This window comes from Desulfofarcimen acetoxidans DSM 771 (genome assembly GCF_000024205.1).
Classification (GTDB): Bacteria; Bacillota; Desulfotomaculia; order Desulfotomaculales; family Desulfofarciminaceae; genus Desulfofarcimen; species Desulfofarcimen acetoxidans.
Map to the genome: position 1 here is coordinate 3,879,024 of NC_013216.1, position 25,702 is coordinate 3,904,725.

Consider the following 25,702-nt stretch of genomic DNA (forward strand, 5'->3'; position numbering starts at 1 on the left):
AAAACAATATGGCTTACCGCTTTCCTGATAACCTTTATTTAGGCCCGTACAATAACAACTTTAACCCAAACGATTATATTAAGTCTTCTAATACTGATGCAATTCAAAGGATGCTTAATTATTCACCCAATAATAATCCTGATTACAGCAGCTTTAAAAATTTCAATCCTGAATCACTGCAAAAAATAGCGGAAGAATCAGGGCGTGATAGTGTACCGGAAGAATGGAATAGCATGGAATTTGCAAAAAATATTCCTGCTCCTACTCCTAATTCTGATAATAATATCAAAATCCCAAAAATAGAGTTTAAATTTGATATACCGCAACAATTTAAAGCAAATAATTTACTTCCTTCTCCTTACGCAGCACCTAAAGCAATACAGACACCTATTCAACAACAACAGTCGCAGCAACAATTAAAATCACAACAGTCGCAGCCACAATTGCAATTACCACAACAACAGCAGCCACAATTAAAATCACAACAACAGTCGCAGCAACAAACACCTCAAAACAATTTTAACACTATAGAAAATTCAGCTATTTGGAGAACATTAATTGGCGCTCCAGAAGAAGGATATACTACTAAATCAATGATAGACGATACCATTAACGCATTGCCAATGATAAGGGGAGCAGGAACAGCAGCCAAAGGAGCCTTAAATGCTGCTAAAAACATACCTATTGCCGGTAAGGCAATTAGCGGTATTTTAGGTTCTCCCGGTAAAGTGGCCGAAATAGTCAAGGAATTACCCACACCGGTTAAAATAGCTGCTGCCCCACCTACAGCTATAGCTGGTATGGAAACTTACCGCGGTGCAACTAACCCTGATATGAAAGAGAATAATTTCTTTACCCGTACTGGAGCAAGTCTCAGGGCAGGTGTCGGTGACGTTATTGAGAACATGGGCCAGGTTTCTAAATGGCAGGGTGCTGATAATATCGGCAATACACTTGTTAATGCCGGACAAAATCTAAGAACCGGATATGAAGTTAAGCCGCAGGAATTTACTTGGAAATCATTCTTTGACCCGGATTTCTATTCTTCTAACGTAGCCAGAACAGTACCGTTTACAATGTCCCTTATACCGGCAATGGCAGCAGGTTATAAAGGCGCAGGAGCAGCAGTAGGTAAAATTCTCAATCCATTTCAAAAAGCCATTATTTCTTCTCTGGGTGGTGCCGCGCTGTCCAGGCCGCTTGAATCAGCAATGGAAGCAGGTAATACCTATCAGGATGCAATTGCCAGGGGTATGACAGAAGAACAGGCTGATCAGGCCGCCAATTCTACTTTTAAGAAGAACCTGGCTTTGGCTGGGTTAGATGCGGCGCAATTAGCAGCAGCTTTTGCTCCGTCACCGATAAAAGCTACTACCAGACTTGGTAAGGCAGCCGTTGCCACCGGTAGAGTGGGTTTTGATGCTGTCACAGAGGGATTAGAGGAAGGTGTTCAAGAAGTATTCCAGAGACAAGCATTGGGTGATAAAATTGCCTTTGACGCAAGGATGCAAGAATCTATGGGTATCGGTGCTGTATTTGGTACCCACATGGGCGGCATTGGTGTGGTGCATGAAGCTATACAAAACAAAGTTATCGAAAAACTTCCTCCTGCCGGGCAGCAGGCATTTACTGATACTGTTAATGAATATGTTAATTCCGGTATGCCTCAGGAACAGGCAGTACAGGCTACATTTGATGATTTAGCTAATACTCAGATTGGTAAGGATATTGTTGTGGAAGCTACTCAGGAAGTTATATCTGAAAGACAAGGCTTAATTCGGAATTCTGGTATTCCTGGGCAGTTAAGAGTTAAACCTGGTACTGATAATACTCAAGCTACTCAGGGTGCAAATATTAATCAGGTTATGCAGGATACAAGTGTAGGTGCAAACGCAGGTCAATATAATCAGGATGATATTACTGATATTATCGAGAGAGATTTGCCTACTGAAATTTCCGATTTTGTGCCGGAAGAAGATTTGCCTGAAATCAGCGACAAGCCGGTTATTCGTGGGATTAAAGATATTAATAACGGTGATGCGGTTTACGATGGTAAAGGCAATAAGTTTACCGTTATAGATAATACTGATCCTTCTATACTCAAAATCCAGAATGAGCGTGGAACTATCGGCAGTATTGGCAGGAAGAAGGTTTTATTAGAACCTCCGGCGGGACAGATTAAACAAGAAGTTAAGCCCGATCAGAATACAGTAATAACTTCGGAAGAAACTCCGAAAACCAATTCAGAAATCGGAGCAAAACAAAATAATACTGCAAAAGTAGAGCAATATGGACAATCTGGACAATCAACTAATCAAACAGCCAATGACATAACTAATTCCTTCGGTGAATTAGCCAGTGGATTACAGGAAGCTGGCTACAAGAGGACAATGGATTTAGTTGCAAAACAGGGTTATGTTGGATTTAAGAAAAAGGCTGCTGCCGACTTATTTAGAAAAAATCCTAAGTATGCCGGGTGGAAAGAGGAGCAGATTAACGGCGAATATAGATTTAGTCCTCCGGGAGAAGTGGAGCAGGAGATACGGCAGGAACCACAAAATAATCTTAAAGCACAGCAACAACCAGTGCAGGAAAAACCAGTACAGGAAGTTATTTCTCAAAGCATGACTTACCAGCAACCCGAAATTGATAAATTCATTGATGAAGCTTTAAAGGAAAAACAAGTGCAGAAATATCTTACTTTACGTAGGGTAACTCCTGGAGAAGCAGATGTAATCAAACAACTCATTAATGTTGATGTTACTGGCTTTAAGCATGAAATTAATAGCAATGACCTACGGCATGCAATGAAACATGGTGACTCTTTAAAAGAAGCTAAATCAAATCAATTACCTATTACGGATAAGGATTTAAAGGCAATTCCTGATGTTATTAATAGTCCGGATGAGATTTTACCTGGTTCAAAAACACGCAATGGGACTGGAAAAGATTTGATTTACAAGAAGCAAGTCAATGGATTTATTTATTATGTGGAGGTTGTAAATTCAAAGAAGGGTATTTTGAGTGGAAAAACAATGTGGAAGAAGTCTTCCAAGGCAGATCATGGTAGTGATATCCCTACCCCTCCCTATACGTCCGAAACCGAACCTGGCCTGACTTCTCCCAACAATAACAATATAAATCCTAGGCAATCAGATGTCAATAATAATATAAATACAAATAATTACCATAATGAGCAGGTAGGGTCACCGGCAACCGGTAGTAAAAGTGGTACAAGTAATCAACCGGAAGAAGTAAACAGCTTCGACGATCTTGAACGCCAATTGGCCAGCACTGTAGATGAAAAAATAGGTGAAGTTAAGCCTACTATCGGCATGACAGTTAAAGACATAACCCAGAATCCTTTTAAAGCAAACAATCCTAAAACCGGTCAACAAAAACAGCAACCTCCAAGAAAAGAATTTAGGTTAAAAAATGAAGAAGCGAATAAACGTTTCCAACAAGCGCAAGGGCAGCCACAAGAAACAACGAAGTTAAAAGTCTATAATTACATGAGTAAAACATTGAATCAGACTACAAGAGCTTTTGAACATCTTCCTGCCGGGGCTAAATTTGAGCCAATCAGGTTCGCACTTCTTGAATTAAAGAAACAAATAGGTGTCTCAAATGATAAGACATTAAGAATACTTCAGGGATTAACCGCCAAAATGGACAAGCCTGCATATACTCTATTTAGATATAAAGTTGTTTTTGATGATCTAATCAATGAAGCAGAAGTACAGGAAGTTGGCCCCGAACAGGAATTATGGTTTGGTTTAACATTGGATGAAATGAAAGCTGAAATGGTAAGAATTAATGAGGAATTAGAGTATTATCCTGAAGTTAAACGTGCTGTTAAATTTAGGCATGATTTGTGGTCAGCTTTTAAAAATGAATACATTAAGGCAATGAAAGATATTGGCTTTAATGTTGAGAAGAAATTGCAAAAACAGGATTACTATCGACATTTGGTTATTAAATACGCTGAGGAAAAATACAAAGATAATCCTGACAAGAAAAAAATAACTATGCCTACCAAAGCAGGCTACTTAAAACAGCGTGGCAATGTTAATTTAGATATTAACACAGAATTTATTGAAGCAGAGTATGAAGTTATGTCCAGGATGATGTATGACATTAAGAGAGCTAAGTTATTTAAATTAATTGATGATAAATATAATATTGTCAAGGATTTAAAGAGACAGGCTATTGAAATTAATGACAAAAACATTATGCTGCTTTTTAAGGAAATGGCCCAGCAATGGAATGAGGATGTATCACGAAAAAGAATTGACTATACCGGAGAGGACATTTATCGTCAAACACTCAACAAAAAACAGGCTATGGCTATAGGTAAGCTTGGTAAATTCTCTGTAAATGGTCTTCTGCCGGATAATAACGGTATGTATAGTGATTTGATTTATGAATTAGCTAATAGTGCTTATGATGAAGATGGGAGAGAAAGAAAAGACATTATTCCTCTCTCCGAAAAGTCAAGTAATCAATTATATAGTTATGCAAATTGGTTATTAGAAACCAGTGATAAAGCTGATATTGAGGGCCGTACAATTAATGATTTAAGCGAGGTTCCAAAGGATATTATTGGTTATCAGGTAAGGCCTTCGGACAGGAATAACTTCGGTAAAATTATAGCCTATAATCCCAAAAGAGGAATGGCAAAAGTTAATTTTAAAAACAAAGAAAAAGGTACTACCGAAACTAAGGAATTCAAGATAACAGAACTGAAACTAATCGGCAAAGGTAAAGATGCTGGAACTCCTGCTATGGCAGCGGCTATGTTATTTAAAGGACGTGCCGAGAAAAAGCAATTTCTAAAGGATAAATTAGGCAGTAAATACGTGACCTGGGAAAATATTATACCAGAGGGATATTCCCGGTTAAGACAAAAAGAAGGTACGATATTCTATTTTGTTGATTCCATAGAATCAAAACAAGCCGAGATGCTTTATACCGGTTTAGTAGAAGAAATAGGAGTCAAACAAGAAGATTTACAGCGCGTTATGGCTATGGGCGGACAGATTAAAGATTTTGTTATTCCTGATGAAATAATTATGACCATAAATAACCCGGAGCCGTATAAATCTAATCAAACAAATTTTGGTAAACTTGCAAGTGGTATACAAAGGTACTGGAAGGAGTATCAATTAACTTCTCCAAGAAGGTTCTCTAAGTATAACACTAGAAACGCTTCCGGCGACTTTGAAGTTATGGTTAGGGAAATACCCGGTGCTGTAAGCAAAATTCATCAAGCAGTAAAAGAATTATACCCGGTTATGTTTGGTGATAGATCAATGACCCCAACTATGAAGGATTGGTTTGAACGTGGGGGATTTGAGACATTACTACAATCTCAGGAAATTGGTAGTATTAATGAGTTAAAATTATTTGTTGACATTATCAAGAGAGAAGAAAAGAAAGGTACTTTCAACAAAACCGGCACCCAACTAATTAAAGCATGGAGATTTTATTGGAATGGTGTTAGAAAACTGACTAATTTCCGTGAGGCAATACTTCGGTATTCTGTATACCTGGAAACATTAGAGCAAATGCAGAAAAACGAAGGAAAACCAAAATCATTTCTGGCAAGTTATCCTGAAGAAGTTATGGCCCTTGACAATATTAAAGATCGCGCCTTTAAATTATCTAATGAGCTAATGGGAGCATATGATCAGGTGTCTGTAATAGGACAAAAATTAAGAGAGCAGTTAATCCCATTTTGGTCATGGGTAGAGGTTAACTTTAAACGTGAAATTAAAATCTTTAAAAATGCTGTTCGAGATGAAAGGTTAGCCGGATATATGGGGCGCAAATTAATCGGTACAGCTGTCAGGTCACCGGTTATTGCATTAAAAGTAGGTAAATATGCTTTAATCGCAACCTGGATGTGGGTATTGTTAACTCTTTGGAATGATACTTTCTACCCGGAAGAAGAAAAAGAGTTATCAGAAGAAGAGCGCAGAAAACCCCATATTATTTTTGGGCGCAATGAAGACGGGACGATTAAAAATTTTACCAGACTTGGCGCGTTTCAGGATTTCGTAGATTGGTTTGGGGTGGATGCCGGTACTATTCAGGATATAAGAGATATGTTAAACCTTAGTTTGGCGTAAGATTTTTCCAAATGCAGTCGTAGCAAGGGCTAAGGTACTCTTAAAAAAATGCGTTCGCTACTACAGCCAATTTTCGGCCTTTTGTAAAATGTTTTTAACATGCTTTACGTCCACAATTGATTCACATCCAAGCGCTTTTAATATTTGTTGTTGCTTTTCGGAGACCTTTGTGATATTTAAGTGTGTCTTTGCCTCCGATTTATCAAAGACCCAGCGATTAGCCTTGCACTCAGCTAATAAGGCTAAAACCGTCTCAGTTGAATTGGAAATTCCGTGCTCCTTAAGTTGGAGCTCAATATCATTTCTCAGAAAATAGGCTAGCATGCAAACAGCAACATGGGCCCTTACTCTTTTCTCCCTGGTTAAATAAATTGGACGTAATTCAAGATGTGATTTTATCTCCCTAAAGGCTTCTTCAATTTTATTTTTCCGTCGATACCACTGTACTATTTCCTGAGCAGATATACGCTCTTGGGTAATATTGGAGATAAAACATGTGATTCCATACAAACGTTGTTCTTTCTGCAAAGCAGTGTTGTCAATAGTATCTGAAAGCTGAAATGATTCAACAGTACGAGATTTACCAGTTTTAGTTGTAACGGTACGAGAACAGGGCGTAATCTGAACGGACAAATATTTATGAACATGAAACCGTTTCGAGATTTTGCTGATTTCTCGCTCAAGAGTGTCACGATTTCTTGATTTTTTGGCTTGTTTCAAATCCCCATTTTTTTTGATTAGCCACCTATTAATTTGTTCTACCTTATTTCTTTGTATTTGGTGCTCATCAAGAAAACGTGCCACGTCAAAAGTTATAATGTATCGCCGATTATCATCTTCAAATTCTCGGTAATACAATATGTCATCATCTATTGGTTGAAATTCCTGCATCGCCAAGACTTGTTCCCAGTCCTCCGGCATAGGAGGGGTTGGCAATGCTGTTTCGAAAAATGATAATACGTTAATCTCGTCCCTGTCCATTGCCGAAACATAATCCCAATTTGTTTTCTCTAATGTTTTAAGGTTATCAGCAGATACCATACCTCGGTCAAAAACCATGGTGCAGTGTTGTATGGGAAAACAAGTCTTGACGTTTTGGATTAAGTCGCAAACTGTGGAAACATCCTGAGTATTACCCTCCAGCAACTTCCAATAAAAAGGGTAACCATCCGGGGTAATCATCAAAGCAATAACAATTTGTTCGCAATCGGGACGGTGATCCCGCGAGTAGCCAAACTTAGTAAGTACGCAGCGACTTCCTGTTACATATGTAGAGGTAATATCATAAAAAAACACATCCAGGCTATTTGGTCGCTTTTCTTGAATTTTACGAAACATATATGACTGTAGCTCGGTTTCTCGCTGGCATAGTCGGTCTAGTTCTCGAAAGATATCAAATGCATTCATTGACAATGGATCTGTATCTATATAGGCAGGCAGTACTGTTTTGGTCATCCACTCCTGCACATTGCATTTCGCAACCGGGTCAATACAACGGTTAATTACCATACCTGTAACCCAGCGGTCATCCTGAAAGAACTCGTGAAACTGCCATTGTTGCCAGATATGAACCAGAACAGCTACATCTAAATATGCTCCATGCTTTGTGACAACAATATCATCAGATTTGGCCACAACAAGATCTTGGTTAGAGTGGGCATTAAGCGTTAAGCGTAACCGATCGGCTGCTTCATCATCAAGAGGGCCAATTGCAAAAATTAAGCGGTGTTTAACTTTACCGTTGTCTCTAAATGATTCGACTATACTATAATGGGAGTATTTTTTCCCTTTGACTGTCTTAACGGATTTCTTGAGAAACATCGTAGCCTCCAATTTGTTCGCGACTACTATAATTCTATCAGAAATCCAGTATATATCAAGGTTTTATTGGTGTATTCATAAAAATATTCGCTACTACATTTTTATTATTAGTGCCGTGTAAGCCTTGATATAGCTGGGGTTGGAAAATATTTGCGCCAAAGTCCGGGTTAAATGGGAAAATGACTATTAAGGAATATGCTCTTGATACCGCAAAGAATTTCAGCAATAAATTCGTGCAAGGTATAACTCCATTTGCCAAAATACCCATTGAATCTATGATGGGTAAAAAAATATTTCCTAATATTTATAAACCTCAAACAATACGGGATAGATGGTTAAATGTATTCCAAGGTCTTAGTTTAGATGATGAATATAAGCTATTTGCAGGCCTACCTTCTAGACCATATTATGAATCTTTTGGCGATTTATTATATTACAACACGGATCCCAAGCAAATTGCTTATTATGCCACTCTGGATATGAAAGATAACTTTAGGAGAAAAATGCTTGGTAAAGGCAGTGGTTCTGGTGAATCAATAAAAACCGATTATTTATATAATTTTAAGCTTGCGGTTAGATATAAAGATAATGAAGCCATGAAGTATTATTTAAATGAATATGCTCAAGAGAATGGAACAGTAAAAGGATTAATACAATCCTTTAAAATGTCACATCCTCTTTATGGTTTAAATAAAGAAGAACAGGTTCAATTTATTAAGTATCTTAATAAGGATGAAGTATTGGATTTAAAGAAAGCATTAGTTTATTATGAGGAAACATACGGAGATACGATAAGAAAACTTGAAACCATGAAGCGTTAATGATTAGATTTTAAAATTTAAGGTAAGGTTATGGTGGCCCTACCTTAAATTTTCTTATAATATCCGATTAACAACTATCCGGTGAATATTAGTATTACTGAATTATCTAATAATCAACAGTTATTTATAATAATTTACTATTATTCTTTAATGTTTTCTATGGATAATTAGGTTAATTTATTCGGTGATATTAAGATAGAAATCTTTCTTTTCATAAGAATAGACCGTCCCCAGCGGCAATCCTAATCCAATGTCCAAATCAAGTGCTTTTAGAGTAAAGAGTGGACTATGAAAAGCCACATGAGAGACAGTATGTAAATCTGCTGAAATTAACGAAATCAAATTAGGTATTTTATGTTGTAGCTTTTGAAAAAGTCTTACTGCAACATATTGCCGGTAAGTTTCAGGCATCATACCTTCATACGCATGGGTCATTTCATGCAATAAAGTTATATCATCATCTTTCTTTTTAGTATCCATTTCAATTAATTTTTCATCAGATATGCAAATACCATCAAAACCATCTAAATCCTTGATGATATACCGCCAACAATGTAAGTCAATACAAATAATTTCAGTCAACATTTTTTCTCCTGTTATTTCATTTTGAACAGAAGCAAGATCCTCTTCATATTCTTTCAGCGTCATATCTGTAAAAAAAATCACTCTCAAACTGGAAGGCTTTGCTTTGAAGTGCTTTTTCCGCTTCAGTAGCTTCTTTGGTTAACCACTGAATGTATTTTTCTTGATAAGTATTTTCCATTAATTCTCAACCCCTTCTTAAAATAAAATTGCCTGGTCCATTTAATTAGCCAGGCAATTTTTTGTTCTCATTGTTCGGGATATGCTCTAATATGTCTCCTGGTTGGCAGTTAAAAAAGCTGCAGATCCTATCTAAAACTTCCATAGAAACATATTCGTTTTTATTAATCTTTGCTCTTGTAGCTGAAGAAAGGCCGATATCCGTTAGTTTTACATCACGATCAATCATTAGCTTAAGTAACGGTTTATATGAAAACATTAATTTATCCCCCTTTACTTACAAGTATATCTATAAAATTCACATTTGTAAAATATTTTTTTGCAAACACAAAACTTATATTTGACATTGCTTTGTACTTGCATTAATATATTTTACATATACAAATTTTATATTTACAAACATGAATAGTTTGTATGTAAGGAGGTGTGAGCAACGTTAACTAATACTCAGCAGGAAAGACTCCTGCAAAGCCTACACAACTGCATTATGATGCAAGCCACTGACTGGGCAAAGGCTAAATGCAACATTGAATGGTATCAAGGACATGCTTTAGGCGCAATATCAGCTTGGTTTGCAACTGTAGCTTATCTAGACATTGAAAATGAAGCAGAAATTTATCAAGAATACCGGGCAATGATTATACCGGATTACAAACGAAATAAGGAAAGGGCTTAGCTTGGCGGCTCCCTTTCCTTATTACTCAACAACCCTAAAGGGCGGTTATTGATATTATAGCCAGTCTCACTGTTTAAGTAAATAAATAACCCTGGAGGTGCTTTATGGATATTTCAAGATCCTTTAAACTGTGGTGTACTAAAAATAAATTATTAAAGAAATATGCTCACCAACTATATATTAACACGGCAGAAAGCTGGAATAACCAATGGAGAATAATCCATAGCCGTATTCTTATTGACCGTGGGATAGAGCCCACGGAGGAAAATCTTCAAAAGTTCCATTTGGAAGTTAACACACTGGCAAATAAACCGGAAGTGCGATATCTTCTAAAACCTGTACCGGTTGTATTTAGAAGTAGCAATATAGCAAATACAGAAAAACGTTACCCCTATCTTGAGAAAGTCTTAAATAGAGGATTCCCAGCTACCAATCACTCTTTATTTGATGAAAGTTACGATGGCTATGTGGGAAAATTTAATAGTCTTGCTAAAATTCTTGATAATCAAGGTATTGATATTAAATTATTGCGCGAAACCATAGATGCAGCTAGAAAATTAGAAAGATTGCAGTTTTATGAAGTATTTTTACTAGGTCTTAGAAGTGGTATTGAAACGGTGATTGATCAACCTGAGATTATTGAAAATGCTGTAAAACGTATACCATTAGATCATAATGAGGTCATTTAAAACGGTGGTAGCCTGGTTTGCTATGCACTTGAAAATGAGGCAGATATCAAGAATACAGGACAATGATTATACCGGATTACAAACAAAATCAGAAAAGGGTTTAGCTTGACGGCTCCCTTTCCTGATACACACTACCCAAAGGGGTCTTCACAATACGAATACCCTTACACGACTACCCCAAAGGGCGGTTATTGATATTATCCAGTCTCACTGTGTAAGTAAACAATTTACTCTGGAGGTGCTTTTATGGCATGTGCATTATCGGTAAAAGAATCTGTTTATGGTGCATTATTGAAACTTGCCTGCAAGCGTTGTATTGCGGTAATTGAAGAATATTTTACTGAGGATGAAAAATTATATAATGGTTTTCTAGTCAGGTATGAGAATCAAGATTGTTATATAATAATATTAAATAAGTACCGTACAATAGAACAAAAGATATTCACATTAGCCCACGAGTTAGGGCATTATGCATTGCATATATAGAAACGATTAATAAAGTAATGGTAATTTTTACTCCTATCCTGTAAAATAGAATCAAGTGTGGGGAGGGGTATTATTACCATGAGGAAATTGCATTTAAACAATCCACAAAATTTAACCATTGAGGATTTGAATAAGATAAAAAGAGAAACACCATATAAACTAAGATGCAGAGTTCAAGCTGTCATTCTTGTCATGAAAGGGAGACAAGCAAAGCAGATTGCCGAATATCTTGATATAAGTGAACAAACCATAAGAAAATACGTTGCTTACTTTAATGAAGGTGGAGTTGAAAAACTGCTTCATGTATCAAAAAAACCGGGAAGACCGCCAAGGCTAACCAATGAACAAAAAGAAGAGGTCAAAGAGGTACTGAAAAAATCACCATCAGAGGTTGGTTTTAGTACCCATACTACTTGGAATTGTAAAACCCTCGCTGCTTACATTCATGATACATACGGCATTAAATATACATCAGATGGTGTTTGGCGCATGCTTCTTAAGATGGATTTTCGTTATAATCGTCCCACTTATGTATTAGCCAAAGCTGATCCGGAAAAGCAAAAAGCTTTTCAAGATGAGCTGGAAGAGTTAAAAAAATCTCACTGAATGTGAAATACTCCTATATGTGGATGCATCTCACATTAGGGACTATCAAGGTTTACAACGAGCATGGTTCCCAAAAGGTGAGCAAAAAAAGATTAAGACCTATGGACACCATGCAAAAGTTACATTATACGGTGCTTTAAACTACTATACGGGTAAAGTTTTTTGTGTAAATTATGACAAAATCAATGCAGAAAAATTCAAAGATTTTCTTAAAAAATTGGTATCACATTTTTTAAAAGATGACATTTCTAAAATTTACATTGTTCTTGATAATGCAAGAGTTCATCATGCAAAATTACTTAAAGACTTTTTAGACGAGCATAAGGATCATCTGTTTTTGAAATTTCTTCCACCCTACTCACCCAATCTGAATTGCATAGAAGAGTTATGGAAATGGTTAAAAAATACAGCTATTTATAATCGCTTTCATAAAAATGCTTCAGAAATTCAAAAATCTGTTGACTCGTTTTTAGAGGAAATCAAATGCTGTTCGGAAGATGTGAAAAAGAGACTTTGCGTTTAATTTATAACGATATTTATTATTTCGGTTCTATATAGAAATGAGATGGCAACTAATATTTGGGCCAGTTTATACAATACTGATTTTAAGTACCGGATTCAGAAAGAAGAAGAGGCTGATCGATTTGCCGAGAGGTTAATTTCTTTTATCAAGAAAGGGGTATGGATGAATGATAACCATACAGCAGCTTTAAAATTAACTTTACCCATTTATCGAAGTTAGGCTAGATTGAATAGGCCGGTATTTATTAATTTTGGAGAGATAGTCTAATGTTAAATAAAGAAACTGTACTGTTAATAAAATTTATGAAGAAGTAAATAATATATTATGGTTAAGGTGTGCACCAGACCAACTCCTTACAAGAATATGATAAGTCAGTATTGCCTCGATTATTTAAGCGTAATGAAAAAGTTTTAGGTAGATTTAGTTCCATGACCGTTATGGTCATGGAAGTTGGAGTAATTCAAAACAGCAGAGATTTATCTGTATTATGAAAGAATTGAGTATGACCGGAGCGCACTTCACCAGCTATTAAAAAGAAATGAGGCAGTTTTAGGTAGATTTGCTTCCATGGTTATGATAACCATGGAAGCAGGGCTTCGTGAAATGGTTTGTCTTAATCGTGATGGTGTTATCGGCCTATTAATGAAAATGGACTTTAGTCGCATCAGGGACGAGAGTAAGCGTCAAACCATCGTCGATTTTCAGGTATGGGCTATAGAAACACTTGGCCGCATTATGGACAGCGATATACCTCAGCAAGAATTTCCTTTTGTTTGGAATAATCATAGTGGATACCAGATTCGTTGAAATGAAGATGTTGTCGGTGAATTAACCCAGGCAATAAGCCAGGAGGCATAAGTATGAGTGATAATCCAGAAAAAGAAATACCTACATTTGATTCAACTCCTGAGGGACTTGCAGCAGCCAGGGAATATCTGCATAAAGAACTTAAAAATCATCCTGATATAGCTGCAAAATGGGCCAGAGTTAGCAAGATTACCGGGGGAGCATTAGCCAGAATGGTTATTGAGGAGGTTGAGAAAGCTAAAGCACAGAAACAAAATCAAGAAAACGATGATTAGAATATTATTATGACTTTTAAAAATTGCAACATTTAACCAAAAGTCCTTTTTACACGGTAAATCTTAAAGTCCTGTATCATATTTCTTGCATTCCCAAAGGGTGTATGTTTAACATACACCCTTTTATTAGAATTAGGTCTGATATTGCTAATCGTTATTAAGTATATCTTTAAACCTTTCTAAGACCATTATGGTCTTGGAAAGGTTTTTATATTTTACAGACGATATGCTATTTTTTTTGTTGGCTGTTCTTAATGGAGTTTTGGGTAATCTTTACTATATGTTCTGCTGCTTTGTCAGTATTTATGTTCTTATTGCCATAGTCTTTATTTGATGTGTTAAAGATAATACCAAGCATATTATTCACCTCAGAAATGTATTATTTACATACCGGGTGTTATATATACCTGACAGTTTTGGAGGTCTTGCTTATGAATTTTAATGACTTGGGATTGTCCAATGATGTAAGAGACTCACTCGAAATTATTTATCAGAAGGCAAATAAAATTTGTCCCGCATTGACAAGAGAGGTTTTTCTTAACGGAGTTTTGAAAGAGTGGCTTAATCCATACTTAAGGCAAGATAATAAGCCGGTTCTGCAAAAAGACAAAGTGATACTTAGAAACAATTTAAAGCAAGCTTTAACTTTATCCGGTAAAACACAATCTAAAATAGCTCAGGAAATAGGGGTAAATAGATCATACATAGGACAAATATTTCGAGGTTGTTATGATCCTTCAGTTAAACTTGCACTTATTTTGCTACAGTCACTAAATTATCCCCCTGAAAAATTTACAGATTTATTTTTTCTTGAACCTGTAGAGTAGGAACAACTTACCTGCTAACAGGTTTTATTTTTGTTGAATATTGGACAAGTTGACCCGAATAAAAGTATAAAAACATTTCATGTGGTAGGTATTCATACTAACAGGGAGGTGATCTCCTATCAGCAACAAAGAGAACATTCTTGAAGAAGCCTTCCAGGACATAGGCAAAACGTTCCGGGCCATGTTCCGGCATCGGCAAGGCATAGAGATTATGGGACGTAAAATTGAACAGCTTAAAATACCACTGATCAACAAAACAATCTACCTGGATAACAAGGTTCCTGGACTAATACTTGATACCATCGACAATCTAAACCTAACCGCTAAAGATGGCAGGAAGCCGATTTTATGTGGCAAAAAGCGAACTACAAACGGGTGGCATTTAATCTTTAACCTGCCCCCGGGAATTAGCTTTAATCGGGTTAAACGGTACCGGGAGTATTTTCAGGATGCCGCTAACGGGTTGATTGATTTAACTTGGAATGGAGCGTTGCAAATGACTATTCATACAGGCAGATTACCACAAAGACTGCCTTATTGTTGGGAGCCGGAGGAATATACAAAAATGTCCTTACCGGCACCGGTCGGTGTTAGCCATGGAGGGCCCGTATTGTTTAACCTTACCGACAGTCCCCACCTGCTCATTGCCGGTGTTCCTGGCTTTGGAAAAAGTAATTTCCTGCATGTTCTTATTCACTCCCTGTTATCTAAAGCACTGGTAGCAATTATTGACCTTAAGCGGCTGGAATTTGCCTACCTTGGGAGTCATGCGGCATTAGCCCGGACGGAAGCGGAAGCCCTAGCATTGATGGAATCACTTAACCGGGAGATGGAAAGGAGAATAGGTATCCTGGAAGCTGCCGGTGTCGTGAAGGTACAGGATTACCAGGGGGAAGATATGCCTTATATTATTGCCATAATTGACGAGTTAGCCGAACTTAAGGACGACAGAACAATGGAACTGGTTGACAGAATAACCCGTTTAGCCCGTGCTGTTGGTATATCGGTAGTTGCTGCCACTCAAAGACCGTCAACGAAGGTTCTCCCTGGTGATACCAGAGCAATGTTTCAGGCCCGGTTGTGCTTTCAGGTTGCAGATGAGTTAAACTCCCGTATGGTGCTCGGAGAATCCTGTCCCCTGGCTGCTCACTTACCCGGCATAAAAGGAAGAGCAATATTCAAATTCGGTATTGAGGAAAAAGAAGTACAGACTATGTTTTTACCTCTCAAACAAGCAAAGGCAATATTGAATAAAAACCCCGTGAGGGCGTGGAATTATGAATACCAGGCAAAAAGGTTATTACCGCGATAAAGCCATTTTGGAGGCTATAGAGAGCAGAAAAGCACTTGATACTGACCAGATAACTGCACTGCTGTTTAAAGACTTAGCTGCAGGCCGCAGAAAGGCACAGGAGAGATTATTTAAGCTATATAAAAGCGGGAGGGTGAAAAGATGCAGGGTTGCATTGACAGAGCCTTATTGTTATTTTACCGGCAAAAAGAACGGGCGATTAGAACACCTGTTAGCATTAAATTGGGTTTACGTGTGGTTTATGGCTGGCTTAAAGGCATGGGAGCAAATTCACTGCTTTAGTTATGAGGCTAATTATAAGCTGCTGCAAGCGGATGCCTTTGCCGGGATTAGGAACACTGTAACCGGCAAGTTTAAGTTTAACTTTGTAGAGTTAGACCGGAGCCAGAACGATTTTGATAAAGTGAGGAAGTATAACAGGTTATACCAGGATGAAGGTTATGCCGGTCGGTGGTGGGCAAAGTTAACGGACCGGTTCCCTACTATCCTGGTGACCACCACCTCAACCAAAAGGGCGGTACATATCCGGCAGCGAATAGAAAATGAGAACACAGCAGGACTGGAATTTAAGCTTATGCTTTTAAGTGATATTAAGGAGGGATTGCTTTGACAATCACAGGGTTTTATGTTAGCCCAAAGAATAATTTTATCTCCAGGGCCATGATGACCCCGGAAAAGGGTAGTAAACTGCAGTTATTTTGTGCAAGTGCTTTTATGGCTATGAGTGCATCCCCGGCACATGCAAGTACGGGAACCATTGGAAAGGCGGCATTATCTACCTTCGGGCAGGGCGGGCCCGGCATTGTTATCGTGCAAATGATGCTTATTGCTTGTGTCGGTTGGCTGTCTGGTTACATTGCCCAAGCGGTAGGCCAAGGGCAGATAGCAGGCATGATTAAGATAACTACTGTATTTTCATGTATAGGTCTTGTGGCAGGTACTGCATTTAAGGCTATAACAACAGTGGCCAATTTCTTAGGTTAACCCGAAAGGGTTTATTTTTTTGTCCAAAATATTATCTGGAAGCCTTATTTTTAATTGCCCCGGTACCGGTGTTTTACGGAGCAGGGGGTGATTTGTGATTTGTATTGTGATGAGGTGGGTGTTGGAGAGGGTTTGGGATTGATGGGGATACGCATTCTAAGACTCTAGAAGATTGTTTCGTTTCAGTTTCAAAAATATTTTTTCACTTCAAGACATCAACATAGAGTAATAGATATCATATTTTGCCTATATATTGTGGTTGTATTATAAATCGTGGCTTTTGAAACACGATCCTAGTTACTATAAGATGTTTTTACTTTTTGACAGCTTGCAGGAAATTTCTCGTAAATAGCGAATATTTTATTAAGTTAAGTTGTTGTAATATATTTCCTTTGGTTGGGGTGGTGCATCAATTGGGATGGTTAGTAGGTTTATCGGATGATCTAAAATTATTATTATATGATGTTAGAGCGCAAATACTAGATGCATTACAAGATGAACAACAAGATACAGAAGTGCTTTATTGGTTTGGTGGAATAGATTATAGTTCAGTTTATAATCTATATGAAAAACGTAGAGTAATTTTGGGGTATAAAAGAAATAAGTTAATACTTATTTTTGATTCCTCGGGTGGCGATGCTGATGCTGCTTATCAACTTGTTGAACTTCTAAGAAGTTATTGCGATAACCTTGAAATAGTTATACCTGTCTGGGCAAAGAGTGCAGGTACGTTAGTTTGTTTGGCTGCAAAAAAGATTTATATGACAGGAATTGCTGAATTAGGTCCATTAGATACACAAATTATGGAGCCTGGAGAGGTTCGTTTAAAAGGTGCTTTAGATGAATATCAGGCTACAATGCGTATTCGTGAAGAGGCGTTTAATACCTTAGATCATGCAGTAGCGTTAATTTTGAATAAAAGTGGTGGTATGAATATTCCTGATACACTTGCCCTTTCTGGTAAGTTTGTATCAGATTTACTGGAACCCCTATATTATCAAATAGACCCAATTCTTTTGGGGAAAAGAGCAAGACAACTTGATGTAGGATTTCAATATGCAATACGCATACTCACGACAAATGATGCTTATAATGAGCAACAGGTAAAATATTTAGCAGATCGGTTAGTTTATCGGTATCCTTCACATTCATTTGTCATAAATTATAATGAGGCAGCATATTTTCTTGGGTTACCAGTTTGTTTTCTAGAACCAGATGGGCCTCTCGACATACTTATAAATCAGTTACTATCAAAAAGGGGAGAAGATCTAGAATTAATCGGTAGCTTTGTAGGCGAAGAATCAGAGCTGCAAGTTTCGGAAGATGCGGATACTGGTGACACTGCTTTATTTGGTGAGCAAAATTCAGATTGCGAAAGGGGTGATGTTATCAGTGTTGACGATGCAATTGAAAATAGCTGCACCACTACCAACGAACATGAAAGTGAAGCAGCAGCAGGCATTGAGCAAGAGGAATGAATATGATCATGCAGTCCAAATAAATGAATCTAGGCATTCTGTAAGACAGATATTAAATGAGCGTGAGGATAAAGCGCTAACCAAACGAATATCATGTCGTAAACAACTGCCAATTATTTTATGCTAATACTACAGTTATCTATACATTGAATTTCAATACGTAATCAGCTTAAATTTGTTATTATTTGTTTTTACCCAGCATGGGAGCTATCTATAGAATTGAAATTAAGGTTATAGCAGTATAGCCGTAGTTTAAAAGCAAGGGTATTAGTATCCATCATAAGGCATTTAAATATTTTAATAATAAAACCGAAGGCCCACCCCGCCTCCGGTTTTATTCATCTCCCCCTCAATTCTCTCCAGTCCAACGCTCTTCAGAATCTCATTAATTAATTCTTTAGTCAAGCTTATCCTCAACAGATAGGATTTAACCATATAACGATCTATTGTTAATCCATTCGCTGACTCGTACGCACAGACGCATGAATTAAGCCTGTGAAGTTGCTAATTACGCGCATCTTTGCCGGGCATAAAGGGGATCGGGGATTTGTTTGTGGAGGTGCAGGAGGAACGGGAGGATCGGGACTAATTTCCCTTATAACGCCCTTATGAGAAATTAATGTTTTGTTTATACCCAAAATTAGTCCTGCATCCTCCCGATCATCCCCCGCCACGTCAAATATAAAAGTTGACTACTTCTTACGTATGGTTTATTATATGGTTAGATTATCTACTAAAAGGGATTAAGGATGTGATAATAATGCCATCCATCATATGGAAACCCATTACAGGCAATTACTATGCCTATCTGCAGGAGTGTTATTATGATCCTCAAAGGAAGGGTCCTAAAACTAAAAATATATATTTAGGTAGTACACCCAAAAAGGCAGAGGAAAAGTTGAAGCAGTTTGTTACAGATGGTGAACAATTAACCTTCTATATTGAGGAGTTATACCGAAAGCGACCAACAGGAAAGCCTCCATCTGATGAAATAGCAGTGGCAGTTAAGGCTATTGATAAACTCACAAGTAGATTTAAGGATAAGCGGGTAAAAGATATCCTTTCACAAACATTGGATGCACTTAAACAGGTACAGCAGGAGGTGTAATAGATGCGCGGAAGTATTGTAAAAAGAGGTAAAACATACTCCATAGTTTATGACATAAATCAGGGCGGGAAAAGAAAGCAAAAGTGGGAAAGTGGTTTTAAAACTAAAAAAGAAGCTGAGGCAATACTAGCTCAAAGAATTAACGAGATTGAAAAAGGTACATATATAAACCCTAAAAAAGATACACTGGAGGATTACCTAATAAGATGGTTTGATACTCATAAGGCAGACCTCTCACCTTCTACAGCTCGCAGATATGAAGGGATAATAAAGCAACATCTTATCCCTTCCCTGGGTAATATACCACTTGCAAAACTTCAACCCCTGCAAATACAGGAGTTTTTATCTAAAGAATTGGAAGGTGGGCGACAAGACAATAAAAAAACAGTTGGAGCCGGTTTATCAGCAGCCAGTGTTAATTACGAATACCGTGTATTGCATAAAGCATTAAACCAGGCTGTTGACTGGCAGTTAATTAGTAGGAACCCGGCAGATCTTGTTAAAGTTCCGAAACCAGAAAAGAAAGATATGGTTGTCTTATCAGAGCAGGACATTGCCCGGTTGCTAAATGAGATTAAAGACAATTATTTATACATACCTACCTTTCTAGCTATATATACCGGTATGCGCTTAGGTGAAGTGCTGGGATCAACATGGAAAGATATCGACTTAAACCGCGGCATTTTAAGTGTAAGGCAAGCAAGTTGCCAGGTTAAAGCAGATGACCCGGAATTTAAAGCACCAAAGACAGCTAAGAGTAAAAGAAATATTGATATTAGTCAAACTGTAGTAAAAACATTGAGAGAACACAAAAAAACACAGACAAAATGGAAGCTGGTTGCAGGTTCAAACTGGCAGGATAATAACCTTGTGTGCGCCCTCCAAGACGGTAGGCCGATCAATCCCCCATCGTTATCAAGTTACTTCCGAAGAGTGGCAAGCCGTATCGGATTATTTGTAAGTTTTCACGCACTAAGACATACCCATGCAAGCCTACTACTAAAGGCCGGCATTCAACCTAAGATAGTACAAGAAAGATTAGGTCACAGCACCATAGCAGTAACAATGGATATATACAGTCACGTTATGCCGGGTATGCAGCGGCAAGCTGCTAACAAGCTGGATGATATGCTTAAAATCGGTCGTTAGCAAAATGTTAGCAAATAGCACTAAAAAAGATTAATGGCAAGGCCCCCCAACCCCGGGGGCCTTGCCATTTCTATATTCTTTGGAGCTGATGGAGGGAATTGAACCCTCGACCTACGCATTACGAGTGCGTTGCTCTACCGCTGAGCCACATCAGCAGACATAGATAATGTATCAGTTATTATACCTCACCTGAATCCAGCAGTCAACGAAATGAGTAATCCTTAAGGCATAAAAGTTTCCGACACTTTCCGGAAACTTTTTAGTCAAATAGTTATTACAGAACTTCAGTAACCCTATCAGCCATTAGTTTTGCTAAAACCGGATCGGCTCCGATAATACGGGCAAAGACAATCTCAACATTTGGATATTTCTTCTTGGCTTCTTCAATTTCTTCCGGTATGTCGTAACGTATGTGCATTCCATTTGTAATAAACAATGGTGCTATAATAATCTTTTCAACACCTTGGGCCATAACCTTATCAATAGCTTCCCCCAGATTCTGACGACCAGATTTAGGATTCATATAGGCTACTTCAAAAATGTCCTGCTGCAAAACATCCTTTACCTGTTGAGCAATTTCTATAATTATATCATTAGCTTCTCCCACAACAGCCCTGCTGCCGTGCCCGAGCATTACAACAGCCTTTTTCATTCTTAATAATACCTCCCGTAAACATTAAAAATATCCTCCGGAAATTATACAGCAATTTTCACAATATTTCAACAGATTATTTGAAATACTAATAAGTTATCTTGTCATAAAAAAACAAATGCCAACCTAACTGCAAGGTTTGGCCGGCTTTCAGTGGTGCGCCTAGCAGGAATCGAACCTGCGCTTCCGGCTCCGGAGGCCGGCGCTCTATCCTCTGAGCTATAGGCGCATAATGCTTTTTAGGCATAAAAATATTATACCCAATTTCAGTTATCAATGCAAGCCAAAAATATTCTTGTATAAAATTACTTAACATACTTTATGATTATAACAAACAGTTATATAATATGACTAAATTAGGTTTTGATTATTCTGGGCTCTTCGTAAGCTCTATACTAAAGGGAGAAAACAATGAACTTTAATTTTCTGCAAACATTCGTTACTGTTATTGAATTCAATAGTATCTCTAAAGCAGCGAAAGCACTAAACATAACACAGCCGGCGGTTAGCAAACAAATAGCCTCTTTAGAAGATCATTTCGGAATAAAGCTATTAGAGCGTTTGGGTAGAAAAATGGTGCCTACCGAAGCAGGAAACAGGCTTAACCGGCATGCCAAAATAATACTAAATAGCCTGCAGCAAGCAGAAAAAGAAATTAATGAAATGATATCCGAAGTTAGAGGCAACTTAGTAATAGGGGCCAGTACCATACCCGGGCAATATATTTTACCTAAAATCATAGGCTTATTTAAAAAACAATACCCTCAGGTTAAAACAGTTCTGGAGATCTCCGACAGCGGCAAGGTCATCGAAAAATTACTGGAACACGAAATCCATCTAGGTGCAATAGGGACAAAGGTGCTGCACGATAAAATCGCTTCGATCAAGCTAAGTGATGATGAACTGGTTTTAATTACACCACTGGAACATCCCTTCGCAACCAGAAAAACAGTTAAGGCAGTGGAATTAGCAGGAGAACAAATGGTATGGCGGGAAAGTGATTCCGGCACCAGGCATGCAGTTGAGGAAAAACTCACGGCAAAGGGACTTAATGTCAACAATTTAATCATCACGGCAGAGTTTGGCAGCACTGAATCTATTATCGGAGCAGTGGAAGCAGGCATGGGTATTTCTTTTGTCTCTCACTGGGCAGTACCGGAAAATGAGTATAGGAGAAACATAGCTGTCCTAAGACTGGAGGATATTGTTTTGGACCGCAATCTTTATATTATTTATCCTAAGAGAAAATACTTCAACAGGACTGCTGAAACTTTCATCAACTTTCTTCACCAACTCGATAATAAGGGTTTTTAAAAAAAGCCCCACAATAAGTACATCTACCCTGGGCCCGCTTTTTCTTAACCATGATTTTCATCCCGCAGTGGGGACAGATTACATTTCTATTCGACCATAACTTAATAGGTATTACCATAATCATACCAATTAAAGACACAATCCAAAGCCATACTAAATACTTTATCTTAATCCCACTCCTTATACTGCCGCAGTTTTTTGTGCGGCAAGCAAAGCAAACAAGGCCTCTTTTGTGCGTGGCAACGGCTTATTCGACAAAATATACCCGCTTTTCTTCAGTTCCAAATACATATCAACGATAAAAGGTCTCTCCAATCCCGTATTGCAAACAAGATCTTCTTTTAAAAAAATCACTTCGGGAGGTCCTTCCCCAACGACTTGACCTTGCTCCATAACAATAATGTGATCGGCCCAGGTATAGGCTAAATCCACATCATGTGTAGACAGTACAACAGTTTTACCTTGCTGGTTCAATAAATCAAATATCTCCATAACCTGTAAAGATAGCTTGGGGTCCAACCAGGCTGTAGGTTCATCAAAAATTATCACTTGCGGTTCCATCGAAAGGATATCTGCTATGGATACACGCTTTTTTTGTCCATAGCTCAAAAAATGCGTTGGCCTGTCTTTTAAACCCGTAATTCCGGTTGCCTCCATTGCCGCATTAACCCTTTGAATTACTTGCTCTTTTGGCAATCCTAAATTAATCGGCCCAAAAGATATCTCTTGCCAAACACTGGCAGAAAACAACTGAGTGTCCGGATCCTGAAAAACTATTCCAACATTCTTACGCAATTCGGTTAACTGCTTGTGCTTATAGCAAACCGGCTGACCGTTAAACAAAATATTGCCCTTGTGCGGCTTTAATATACCGTTAAAGTGAAGAAAAAGAGTGGATTTACCCGCCCCATTGGAACCTAAAACAGCCACTTTTTTACCCTTCTCAACAGCTATATTAATCCCGTTCAAAGCACCGGTGCCATCCGGATATCTAAACTCAACCCCTTTGGCTTCCAAAATGTATTCTTTCAAAGCTGTCCACCTCCGGAGTATAATGACAGAGCTGCTATCCCCAGATCCAGCGCTGCAATAAAGAGCATATTTTTAATAGAAAATTCATAATAGTTATCCAGAACATTCAAACCACCCGTATAACAACGGGAAGATAGTGCCTGAAAAAGCATTTGTGAACGGTGAAAAGATTTAATAAAAAGTGTTGAGGCCAGTTCCCCCAGAGAAGAGAAAGAGACATTAACACCGGCATAACCCAGTCTGGAAGATTGCGACGTATATATTTTTTCTGCGGTTTCTGCCAGAACAAAAATAAAACGATAAATGAGTGTCATGAGTTCAATAAATAAAGCCGGCACTTTCATTTTTCGCAATACATATATTATGTCAATCATAGGAGTAGTCAAAGACAAAAAATACAGACAGCTAACCGCCCCCAGTGACTTAAATAAAAGAATTACAGCAGCAGCGACTCCTGCTGCTGTAATTCCCAGGTTAAACCCCCAAAAAGACAAACCCCAAAGATAGACCCCAGGTTCTCTGCTAACCGTAACGGCTATAGTCAACACACCTACCAGTAAAAATGAAACCGGAAGAGACATAAACCCGGCAAAAACCCGAAATGGGATTCCGGCATAACCTACAACCGCTGCAGACATAATCAATAAAACCGCCAGAGAAGTCAAAAGTGAAGAAGCAGCAAGGCAAATTATTAAAGTAACCATGGCAAAAGCACATTTTTCAGCCGGGTGAACTTTCCTCAGTTTATTAGAATAAGCATAGCTGTCAATAGAAAACATCCCTTTGTATTACTCCTTTTATATTACTCTAAGAAAATTAAGGTTATAAATTTAGTTCTTCAATTCCGCAACATTCAGCTCGTTATCTTTGAGTCCCTCTCTAACTCTTGCTGATGCTTTTTCTTTCCCTTCATATAACCAAAATAATAACCTATGAAACCGCTGCCAAGAGCTGCCTGAAGTGCAAATAACAAGCTTTGCATCTCTGCGCCGGGAGGCTCCCATAAAGAACTGTACCAGGGTTGATAATTATTATCAATCTGTCCGATCAATTCTTTCCCCTGATCATCTGCGCCTCTGAATTCAGGCGCATTATTCATCACTAGGGGGACAATCACCAGCGCCAAAACCAACAGCACCAGAACAGTGTTTTTTGCTGTTACACTCATGCCTTAACCTCCCTTGTCAGCGCGGATAATTCCTCCAATTCACTCTTACTGTGAACAGTCAGCACATTCATTACCAGTACTGTCAATAAACCTTCACTGATAGCCAGCGGCAACTGTGTAACTGCAAAAACAGCGGCAAATTTATACATAGAGGCTAATACACCTCCTGTTTCCGAAGGGAAAGCCAGTGCCAGTTGAAAAGAAGTAGTCAGGTATGTAGCCAAATCCCCCAGTGCGGCAGCCATAAATACACATATCCATAACGGGGTCCCAAATTTTTGCAAAAGCTTAAAGATGCCATAAGACACAAAAGGACCTGCCACAGCCATGGAGAAAGTATTGGCCCCCAGCGTGGTTAAACCTCCGTGAGCCAGAAGCAGTGCTTGAAAAAGCAACACAATGACACCCAGCACGCTCATAGCAAAAGGCCCAAACAAAATAGCTCCCAGCCCTACTCCCGTAGGATGAGAACAACTACCCGCAACCGACGGCAGTTTCAAAGCAGACAGAACAAAGGCAAAAGCCCCGGCTAAACCCAACAGCATCTTCAGTGACGGGCTATTAGACACCTTTTTCTGGATGGACCATAGACCTACAATTATAAACGGTAAAGTTATTACCGACCAGATAATACTCCATTTGACAGGCAAAAATCCTTCCATAATATGCATGGCGTATGCGTTATCAGGAAAAATAAAGTATGACCCCAGCATAGCTAAGAAAGCTGTTAAATACCCCTTCATCATATTCATACTGCAACCCCCAGATAATGCCAAATTTTGTCAAATACTACATAAAAAGCAATAAAAAAGCCGGTGTGCAGCCACCGGGAGTATGTTAAGCCGGTAAGGTAATGCGTTAAATCGCCAACCACTCCCTGAGAAGCGCTCAAAGTCAGCAATAGGCATGGTTCGGCTTTAGATCATCATGGACATCAAGTTCCTCTACAGGTTTTGATACCATTCCCTTTATTATTCCTTATTTTAAGTCCGTCTTCTCCAGACAGAACACCTATTCAAATATTAAATTGACTGGTTAAAACCAAAAAACCCTGTTACCGGAAAGGTGACAAGGCATACGA

General features: G+C 38.2%; 26 protein-coding genes and 2 tRNA genes. 17 read left to right on the top strand and 11 right to left on the bottom strand.

Annotated features, from left to right (window positions below; genetic code table 11):
• The first annotated feature begins 8 nt into the window (after window positions 1-8).
• A complete protein-coding gene (locus DTOX_RS18005) occupies window positions 9-6,131 on the top strand; it encodes a PBECR3 domain-containing polyvalent protein (RefSeq protein WP_015759103.1) in 6,123 nt (2,040 codons plus the stop codon).
• 60 nt (window positions 6,132-6,191) lie between these two features.
• On the opposite strand, the gene DTOX_RS18010 is transcribed toward DTOX_RS18005, so the two are convergent.
• Window positions 6,192-7,952, bottom strand: coding sequence for an IS1634 family transposase (locus tag DTOX_RS18010; RefSeq protein ID WP_015756162.1), 1,761 nt, complete (start codon window positions 7,950-7,952; stop codon window positions 6,192-6,194).
• A gap of 179 nt (window positions 7,953-8,131) precedes the next feature.
• Between DTOX_RS18010 and DTOX_RS18015 the strand changes: the two genes are divergently transcribed.
• Complete coding sequence (locus DTOX_RS18015; protein ID WP_015759104.1) at window positions 8,132-8,773, top strand: hypothetical protein; 642 nt, start codon at window positions 8,132-8,134, stop codon at window positions 8,771-8,773.
• Between the two features lie 177 nt (window positions 8,774-8,950).
• Here DTOX_RS18015 and DTOX_RS18020 read toward each other — a convergent pair whose 3' ends face one another.
• Genes DTOX_RS18020 through DTOX_RS18025 form a run of 3 tightly spaced genes read right to left on the bottom strand, consistent with a single transcriptional unit; the run spans window position 8,951 to window position 9,794 of the window.
• Entirely contained in the window at window positions 8,951-9,421 is a 471-nt protein-coding gene (locus tag DTOX_RS18020) for a hypothetical protein (RefSeq protein WP_015759105.1), read from the bottom strand.
• Window positions 9,402-9,536: a hypothetical protein gene (locus DTOX_RS24990; RefSeq protein ID WP_015759106.1), complete on the bottom strand. Its 135-nt coding sequence runs from the start codon at window positions 9,534-9,536 to the stop codon at window positions 9,402-9,404. The genes DTOX_RS18020 and DTOX_RS24990 overlap by 20 nt, the downstream gene beginning before the upstream one ends.
• Window positions 9,537-9,581: 45 nt before the next feature.
• Window positions 9,582-9,794: a helix-turn-helix domain-containing protein gene (locus tag DTOX_RS18025; RefSeq protein WP_015759107.1), complete on the bottom strand. Its 213-nt coding sequence runs from the start codon at window positions 9,792-9,794 to the stop codon at window positions 9,582-9,584.
• Window positions 9,795-10,022: 228 nt separating this feature from the next.
• On the opposite strand from DTOX_RS18025, the gene DTOX_RS18030 reads away from it, so the two are divergent.
• From DTOX_RS18030 to DTOX_RS18095, 14 genes are all read left to right on the top strand, one after another.
• Window positions 10,023-10,211: a hypothetical protein gene (locus DTOX_RS18030; protein WP_015759108.1), complete on the top strand. Its 189-nt coding sequence runs from the start codon at window positions 10,023-10,025 to the stop codon at window positions 10,209-10,211.
• Between the two features lie 104 nt (window positions 10,212-10,315).
• Window positions 10,316-10,900, top strand: a complete 585-nt coding sequence (locus tag DTOX_RS18035) for a hypothetical protein (RefSeq protein ID WP_015759109.1) — start codon at window positions 10,316-10,318, stop codon at window positions 10,898-10,900.
• Between the two features lie 246 nt (window positions 10,901-11,146).
• Window positions 11,147-11,386, top strand: a complete 240-nt coding sequence (locus DTOX_RS18040; protein WP_015759111.1) for an ImmA/IrrE family metallo-endopeptidase — start codon at window positions 11,147-11,149, stop codon at window positions 11,384-11,386.
• A gap of 78 nt (window positions 11,387-11,464) precedes the next feature.
• On the top strand, window positions 11,465-11,992 hold the full coding sequence (locus tag DTOX_RS24550) for an IS630 family transposase (RefSeq protein WP_042315521.1): 528 nt from the start codon (window positions 11,465-11,467) through the stop codon (window positions 11,990-11,992).
• Between the two features lie 19 nt (window positions 11,993-12,011).
• Window positions 12,012-12,515, top strand: a complete 504-nt coding sequence (locus tag DTOX_RS24555; protein WP_242652418.1) for an IS630 family transposase — start codon at window positions 12,012-12,014, stop codon at window positions 12,513-12,515.
• A 567-nt stretch (window positions 12,516-13,082) separates the two neighbouring features.
• Complete coding sequence (locus tag DTOX_RS18055; RefSeq protein ID WP_042316198.1) at window positions 13,083-13,322, top strand: hypothetical protein; 240 nt, start codon at window positions 13,083-13,085, stop codon at window positions 13,320-13,322.
• Window positions 13,323-13,375: 53 nt separating this feature from the next.
• Window positions 13,376-13,597 carry a hypothetical protein gene (locus DTOX_RS18060; protein WP_015759113.1) on the top strand — a complete coding sequence of 74 codons (222 nt, stop codon included), beginning with the start codon at window positions 13,376-13,378 and terminating at the stop codon, window positions 13,595-13,597.
• Window positions 13,598-14,028: 431 nt separating this feature from the next.
• Window positions 14,029-14,424, top strand: a complete 396-nt coding sequence (locus tag DTOX_RS21725) for a helix-turn-helix transcriptional regulator (RefSeq protein WP_015759115.1) — start codon at window positions 14,029-14,031, stop codon at window positions 14,422-14,424.
• Window positions 14,425-14,635: 211 nt separating this feature from the next.
• Entirely contained in the window at window positions 14,636-15,736 is a 1,101-nt protein-coding gene (locus tag DTOX_RS18070) for an FtsK/SpoIIIE domain-containing protein (protein WP_015759116.1), read from the top strand.
• Window positions 15,702-16,346, top strand: coding sequence for a replication-relaxation family protein (locus tag DTOX_RS18075; protein WP_015759117.1), 645 nt, complete (start codon window positions 15,702-15,704; stop codon window positions 16,344-16,346). The genes DTOX_RS18070 and DTOX_RS18075 overlap by 35 nt, the downstream gene beginning before the upstream one ends.
• Window positions 16,343-16,720: a hypothetical protein gene (locus DTOX_RS18080; RefSeq protein ID WP_015759118.1), complete on the top strand. Its 378-nt coding sequence runs from the start codon at window positions 16,343-16,345 to the stop codon at window positions 16,718-16,720. The genes DTOX_RS18075 and DTOX_RS18080 overlap by 4 nt, the downstream gene beginning before the upstream one ends.
• A 413-nt stretch (window positions 16,721-17,133) precedes the next feature.
• On the top strand, window positions 17,134-18,198 hold the full coding sequence (locus DTOX_RS18085) for an SDH family Clp fold serine proteinase (RefSeq protein ID WP_015759119.1): 1,065 nt from the start codon (window positions 17,134-17,136) through the stop codon (window positions 18,196-18,198).
• Between the two features lie 760 nt (window positions 18,199-18,958).
• A complete protein-coding gene (locus tag DTOX_RS18090) occupies window positions 18,959-19,306 on the top strand; it encodes a hypothetical protein (protein WP_015759121.1) in 348 nt (115 codons plus the stop codon).
• A 3-nt stretch (window positions 19,307-19,309) separates the two neighbouring features.
• Window positions 19,310-20,455, top strand: coding sequence for a site-specific integrase (locus tag DTOX_RS18095; protein WP_015759122.1), 1,146 nt, complete (start codon window positions 19,310-19,312; stop codon window positions 20,453-20,455).
• A gap of 80 nt (window positions 20,456-20,535) precedes the next feature.
• Here the strand turns inward: DTOX_RS18095 and DTOX_RS18100 are convergent.
• From DTOX_RS18100 to DTOX_RS18110, 3 genes are all read right to left on the bottom strand, one after another.
• Window positions 20,536-20,610 (bottom strand) — tRNA-Thr (locus tag DTOX_RS18100).
• 119 nt (window positions 20,611-20,729) lie between these two features.
• Window positions 20,730-21,107, bottom strand: coding sequence for a sirohydrochlorin chelatase (locus DTOX_RS18105; RefSeq protein WP_015759123.1), 378 nt, complete (start codon window positions 21,105-21,107; stop codon window positions 20,730-20,732).
• A 154-nt stretch (window positions 21,108-21,261) separates the two neighbouring features.
• Window positions 21,262-21,336, bottom strand: a tRNA-Arg gene (locus DTOX_RS18110).
• Between the two features lie 182 nt (window positions 21,337-21,518).
• Between DTOX_RS18110 and DTOX_RS18115 the strand changes: the two genes are divergently transcribed.
• Window positions 21,519-22,421: a selenium metabolism-associated LysR family transcriptional regulator gene (locus DTOX_RS18115; RefSeq protein ID WP_015759124.1), complete on the top strand. Its 903-nt coding sequence runs from the start codon at window positions 21,519-21,521 to the stop codon at window positions 22,419-22,421.
• 180 nt (window positions 22,422-22,601) lie between these two features.
• Here DTOX_RS18115 and DTOX_RS18120 read toward each other — a convergent pair whose 3' ends face one another.
• From DTOX_RS18120 to DTOX_RS18135, 4 genes are all read right to left on the bottom strand, one after another.
• Window positions 22,602-23,453: an energy-coupling factor ABC transporter ATP-binding protein gene (locus DTOX_RS18120; RefSeq protein ID WP_015759125.1), complete on the bottom strand. Its 852-nt coding sequence runs from the start codon at window positions 23,451-23,453 to the stop codon at window positions 22,602-22,604.
• Entirely contained in the window at window positions 23,450-24,232 is a 783-nt protein-coding gene (cbiQ, locus tag DTOX_RS18125; RefSeq protein ID WP_015759126.1) for a cobalt ECF transporter T component CbiQ, read from the bottom strand. The genes DTOX_RS18120 and cbiQ overlap by 4 nt, the downstream gene beginning before the upstream one ends.
• 74 nt (window positions 24,233-24,306) lie before the next feature.
• Entirely contained in the window at window positions 24,307-24,621 is a 315-nt protein-coding gene (locus DTOX_RS18130; protein ID WP_015759127.1) for an energy-coupling factor ABC transporter substrate-binding protein, read from the bottom strand.
• Complete coding sequence (locus DTOX_RS18135; protein ID WP_042317448.1) at window positions 24,618-25,364, bottom strand: energy-coupling factor ABC transporter permease; 747 nt, start codon at window positions 25,362-25,364, stop codon at window positions 24,618-24,620. The genes DTOX_RS18130 and DTOX_RS18135 overlap by 4 nt, the downstream gene beginning before the upstream one ends.
• Between the last annotated feature and the right edge of the window lie 338 nt (window positions 25,365-25,702).

Coding starts and splice junctions, on each gene's coding strand:
- DTOX_RS18005 (WP_015759103.1), top strand. CDS start 9: ATGGCTTACCGCTTTCCTGATAACCTTTATTTAGGCCCGTACAATAAC.
- DTOX_RS18010 (WP_015756162.1), bottom strand. CDS start 7,952: ATGTTTCTCAAGAAATCCGTTAAGACAGTCAAAGGGAAAAAATACTCC.
- DTOX_RS18015 (WP_015759104.1), top strand. CDS start 8,132: ATGACTATTAAGGAATATGCTCTTGATACCGCAAAGAATTTCAGCAAT.
- DTOX_RS18020 (WP_015759105.1), bottom strand. CDS start 9,421: ATGACGCTGAAAGAATATGAAGAGGATCTTGCTTCTGTTCAAAATGAA.
- DTOX_RS24990 (WP_015759106.1), bottom strand. CDS start 9,536: ATGGAAAATACTTATCAAGAAAAATACATTCAGTGGTTAACCAAAGAA.
- DTOX_RS18025 (WP_015759107.1), bottom strand. CDS start 9,794: ATGTTTTCATATAAACCGTTACTTAAGCTAATGATTGATCGTGATGTA.
- DTOX_RS18030 (WP_015759108.1), top strand. CDS start 10,023: ATGATGCAAGCCACTGACTGGGCAAAGGCTAAATGCAACATTGAATGG.
- DTOX_RS18035 (WP_015759109.1), top strand. CDS start 10,316: ATGGATATTTCAAGATCCTTTAAACTGTGGTGTACTAAAAATAAATTA.
- DTOX_RS18040 (WP_015759111.1), top strand. CDS start 11,147: ATGGCATGTGCATTATCGGTAAAAGAATCTGTTTATGGTGCATTATTG.
- DTOX_RS24550 (WP_042315521.1), top strand. CDS start 11,465: ATGAGGAAATTGCATTTAAACAATCCACAAAATTTAACCATTGAGGAT.
- DTOX_RS18055 (WP_042316198.1), top strand. CDS start 13,083: ATGGTTATGATAACCATGGAAGCAGGGCTTCGTGAAATGGTTTGTCTT.
- DTOX_RS18060 (WP_015759113.1), top strand. CDS start 13,376: ATGAGTGATAATCCAGAAAAAGAAATACCTACATTTGATTCAACTCCT.
- DTOX_RS21725 (WP_015759115.1), top strand. CDS start 14,029: ATGAATTTTAATGACTTGGGATTGTCCAATGATGTAAGAGACTCACTC.
- DTOX_RS18070 (WP_015759116.1), top strand. CDS start 14,636: ATGGGACGTAAAATTGAACAGCTTAAAATACCACTGATCAACAAAACA.
- DTOX_RS18075 (WP_015759117.1), top strand. CDS start 15,702: ATGAATACCAGGCAAAAAGGTTATTACCGCGATAAAGCCATTTTGGAG.
- DTOX_RS18090 (WP_015759121.1), top strand. CDS start 18,959: ATGCCATCCATCATATGGAAACCCATTACAGGCAATTACTATGCCTAT.
- DTOX_RS18095 (WP_015759122.1), top strand. CDS start 19,310: ATGCGCGGAAGTATTGTAAAAAGAGGTAAAACATACTCCATAGTTTAT.
- DTOX_RS18105 (WP_015759123.1), bottom strand. CDS start 21,107: ATGAAAAAGGCTGTTGTAATGCTCGGGCACGGCAGCAGGGCTGTTGTG.
- DTOX_RS18115 (WP_015759124.1), top strand. CDS start 21,519: ATGAACTTTAATTTTCTGCAAACATTCGTTACTGTTATTGAATTCAAT.
- cbiQ (WP_015759126.1), bottom strand. CDS start 24,232: ATGTTTTCTATTGACAGCTATGCTTATTCTAATAAACTGAGGAAAGTT.
- DTOX_RS18130 (WP_015759127.1), bottom strand. CDS start 24,621: ATGAGTGTAACAGCAAAAAACACTGTTCTGGTGCTGTTGGTTTTGGCG.
- DTOX_RS18135 (WP_042317448.1), bottom strand. CDS start 25,364: ATGAAGGGGTATTTAACAGCTTTCTTAGCTATGCTGGGGTCATACTTT.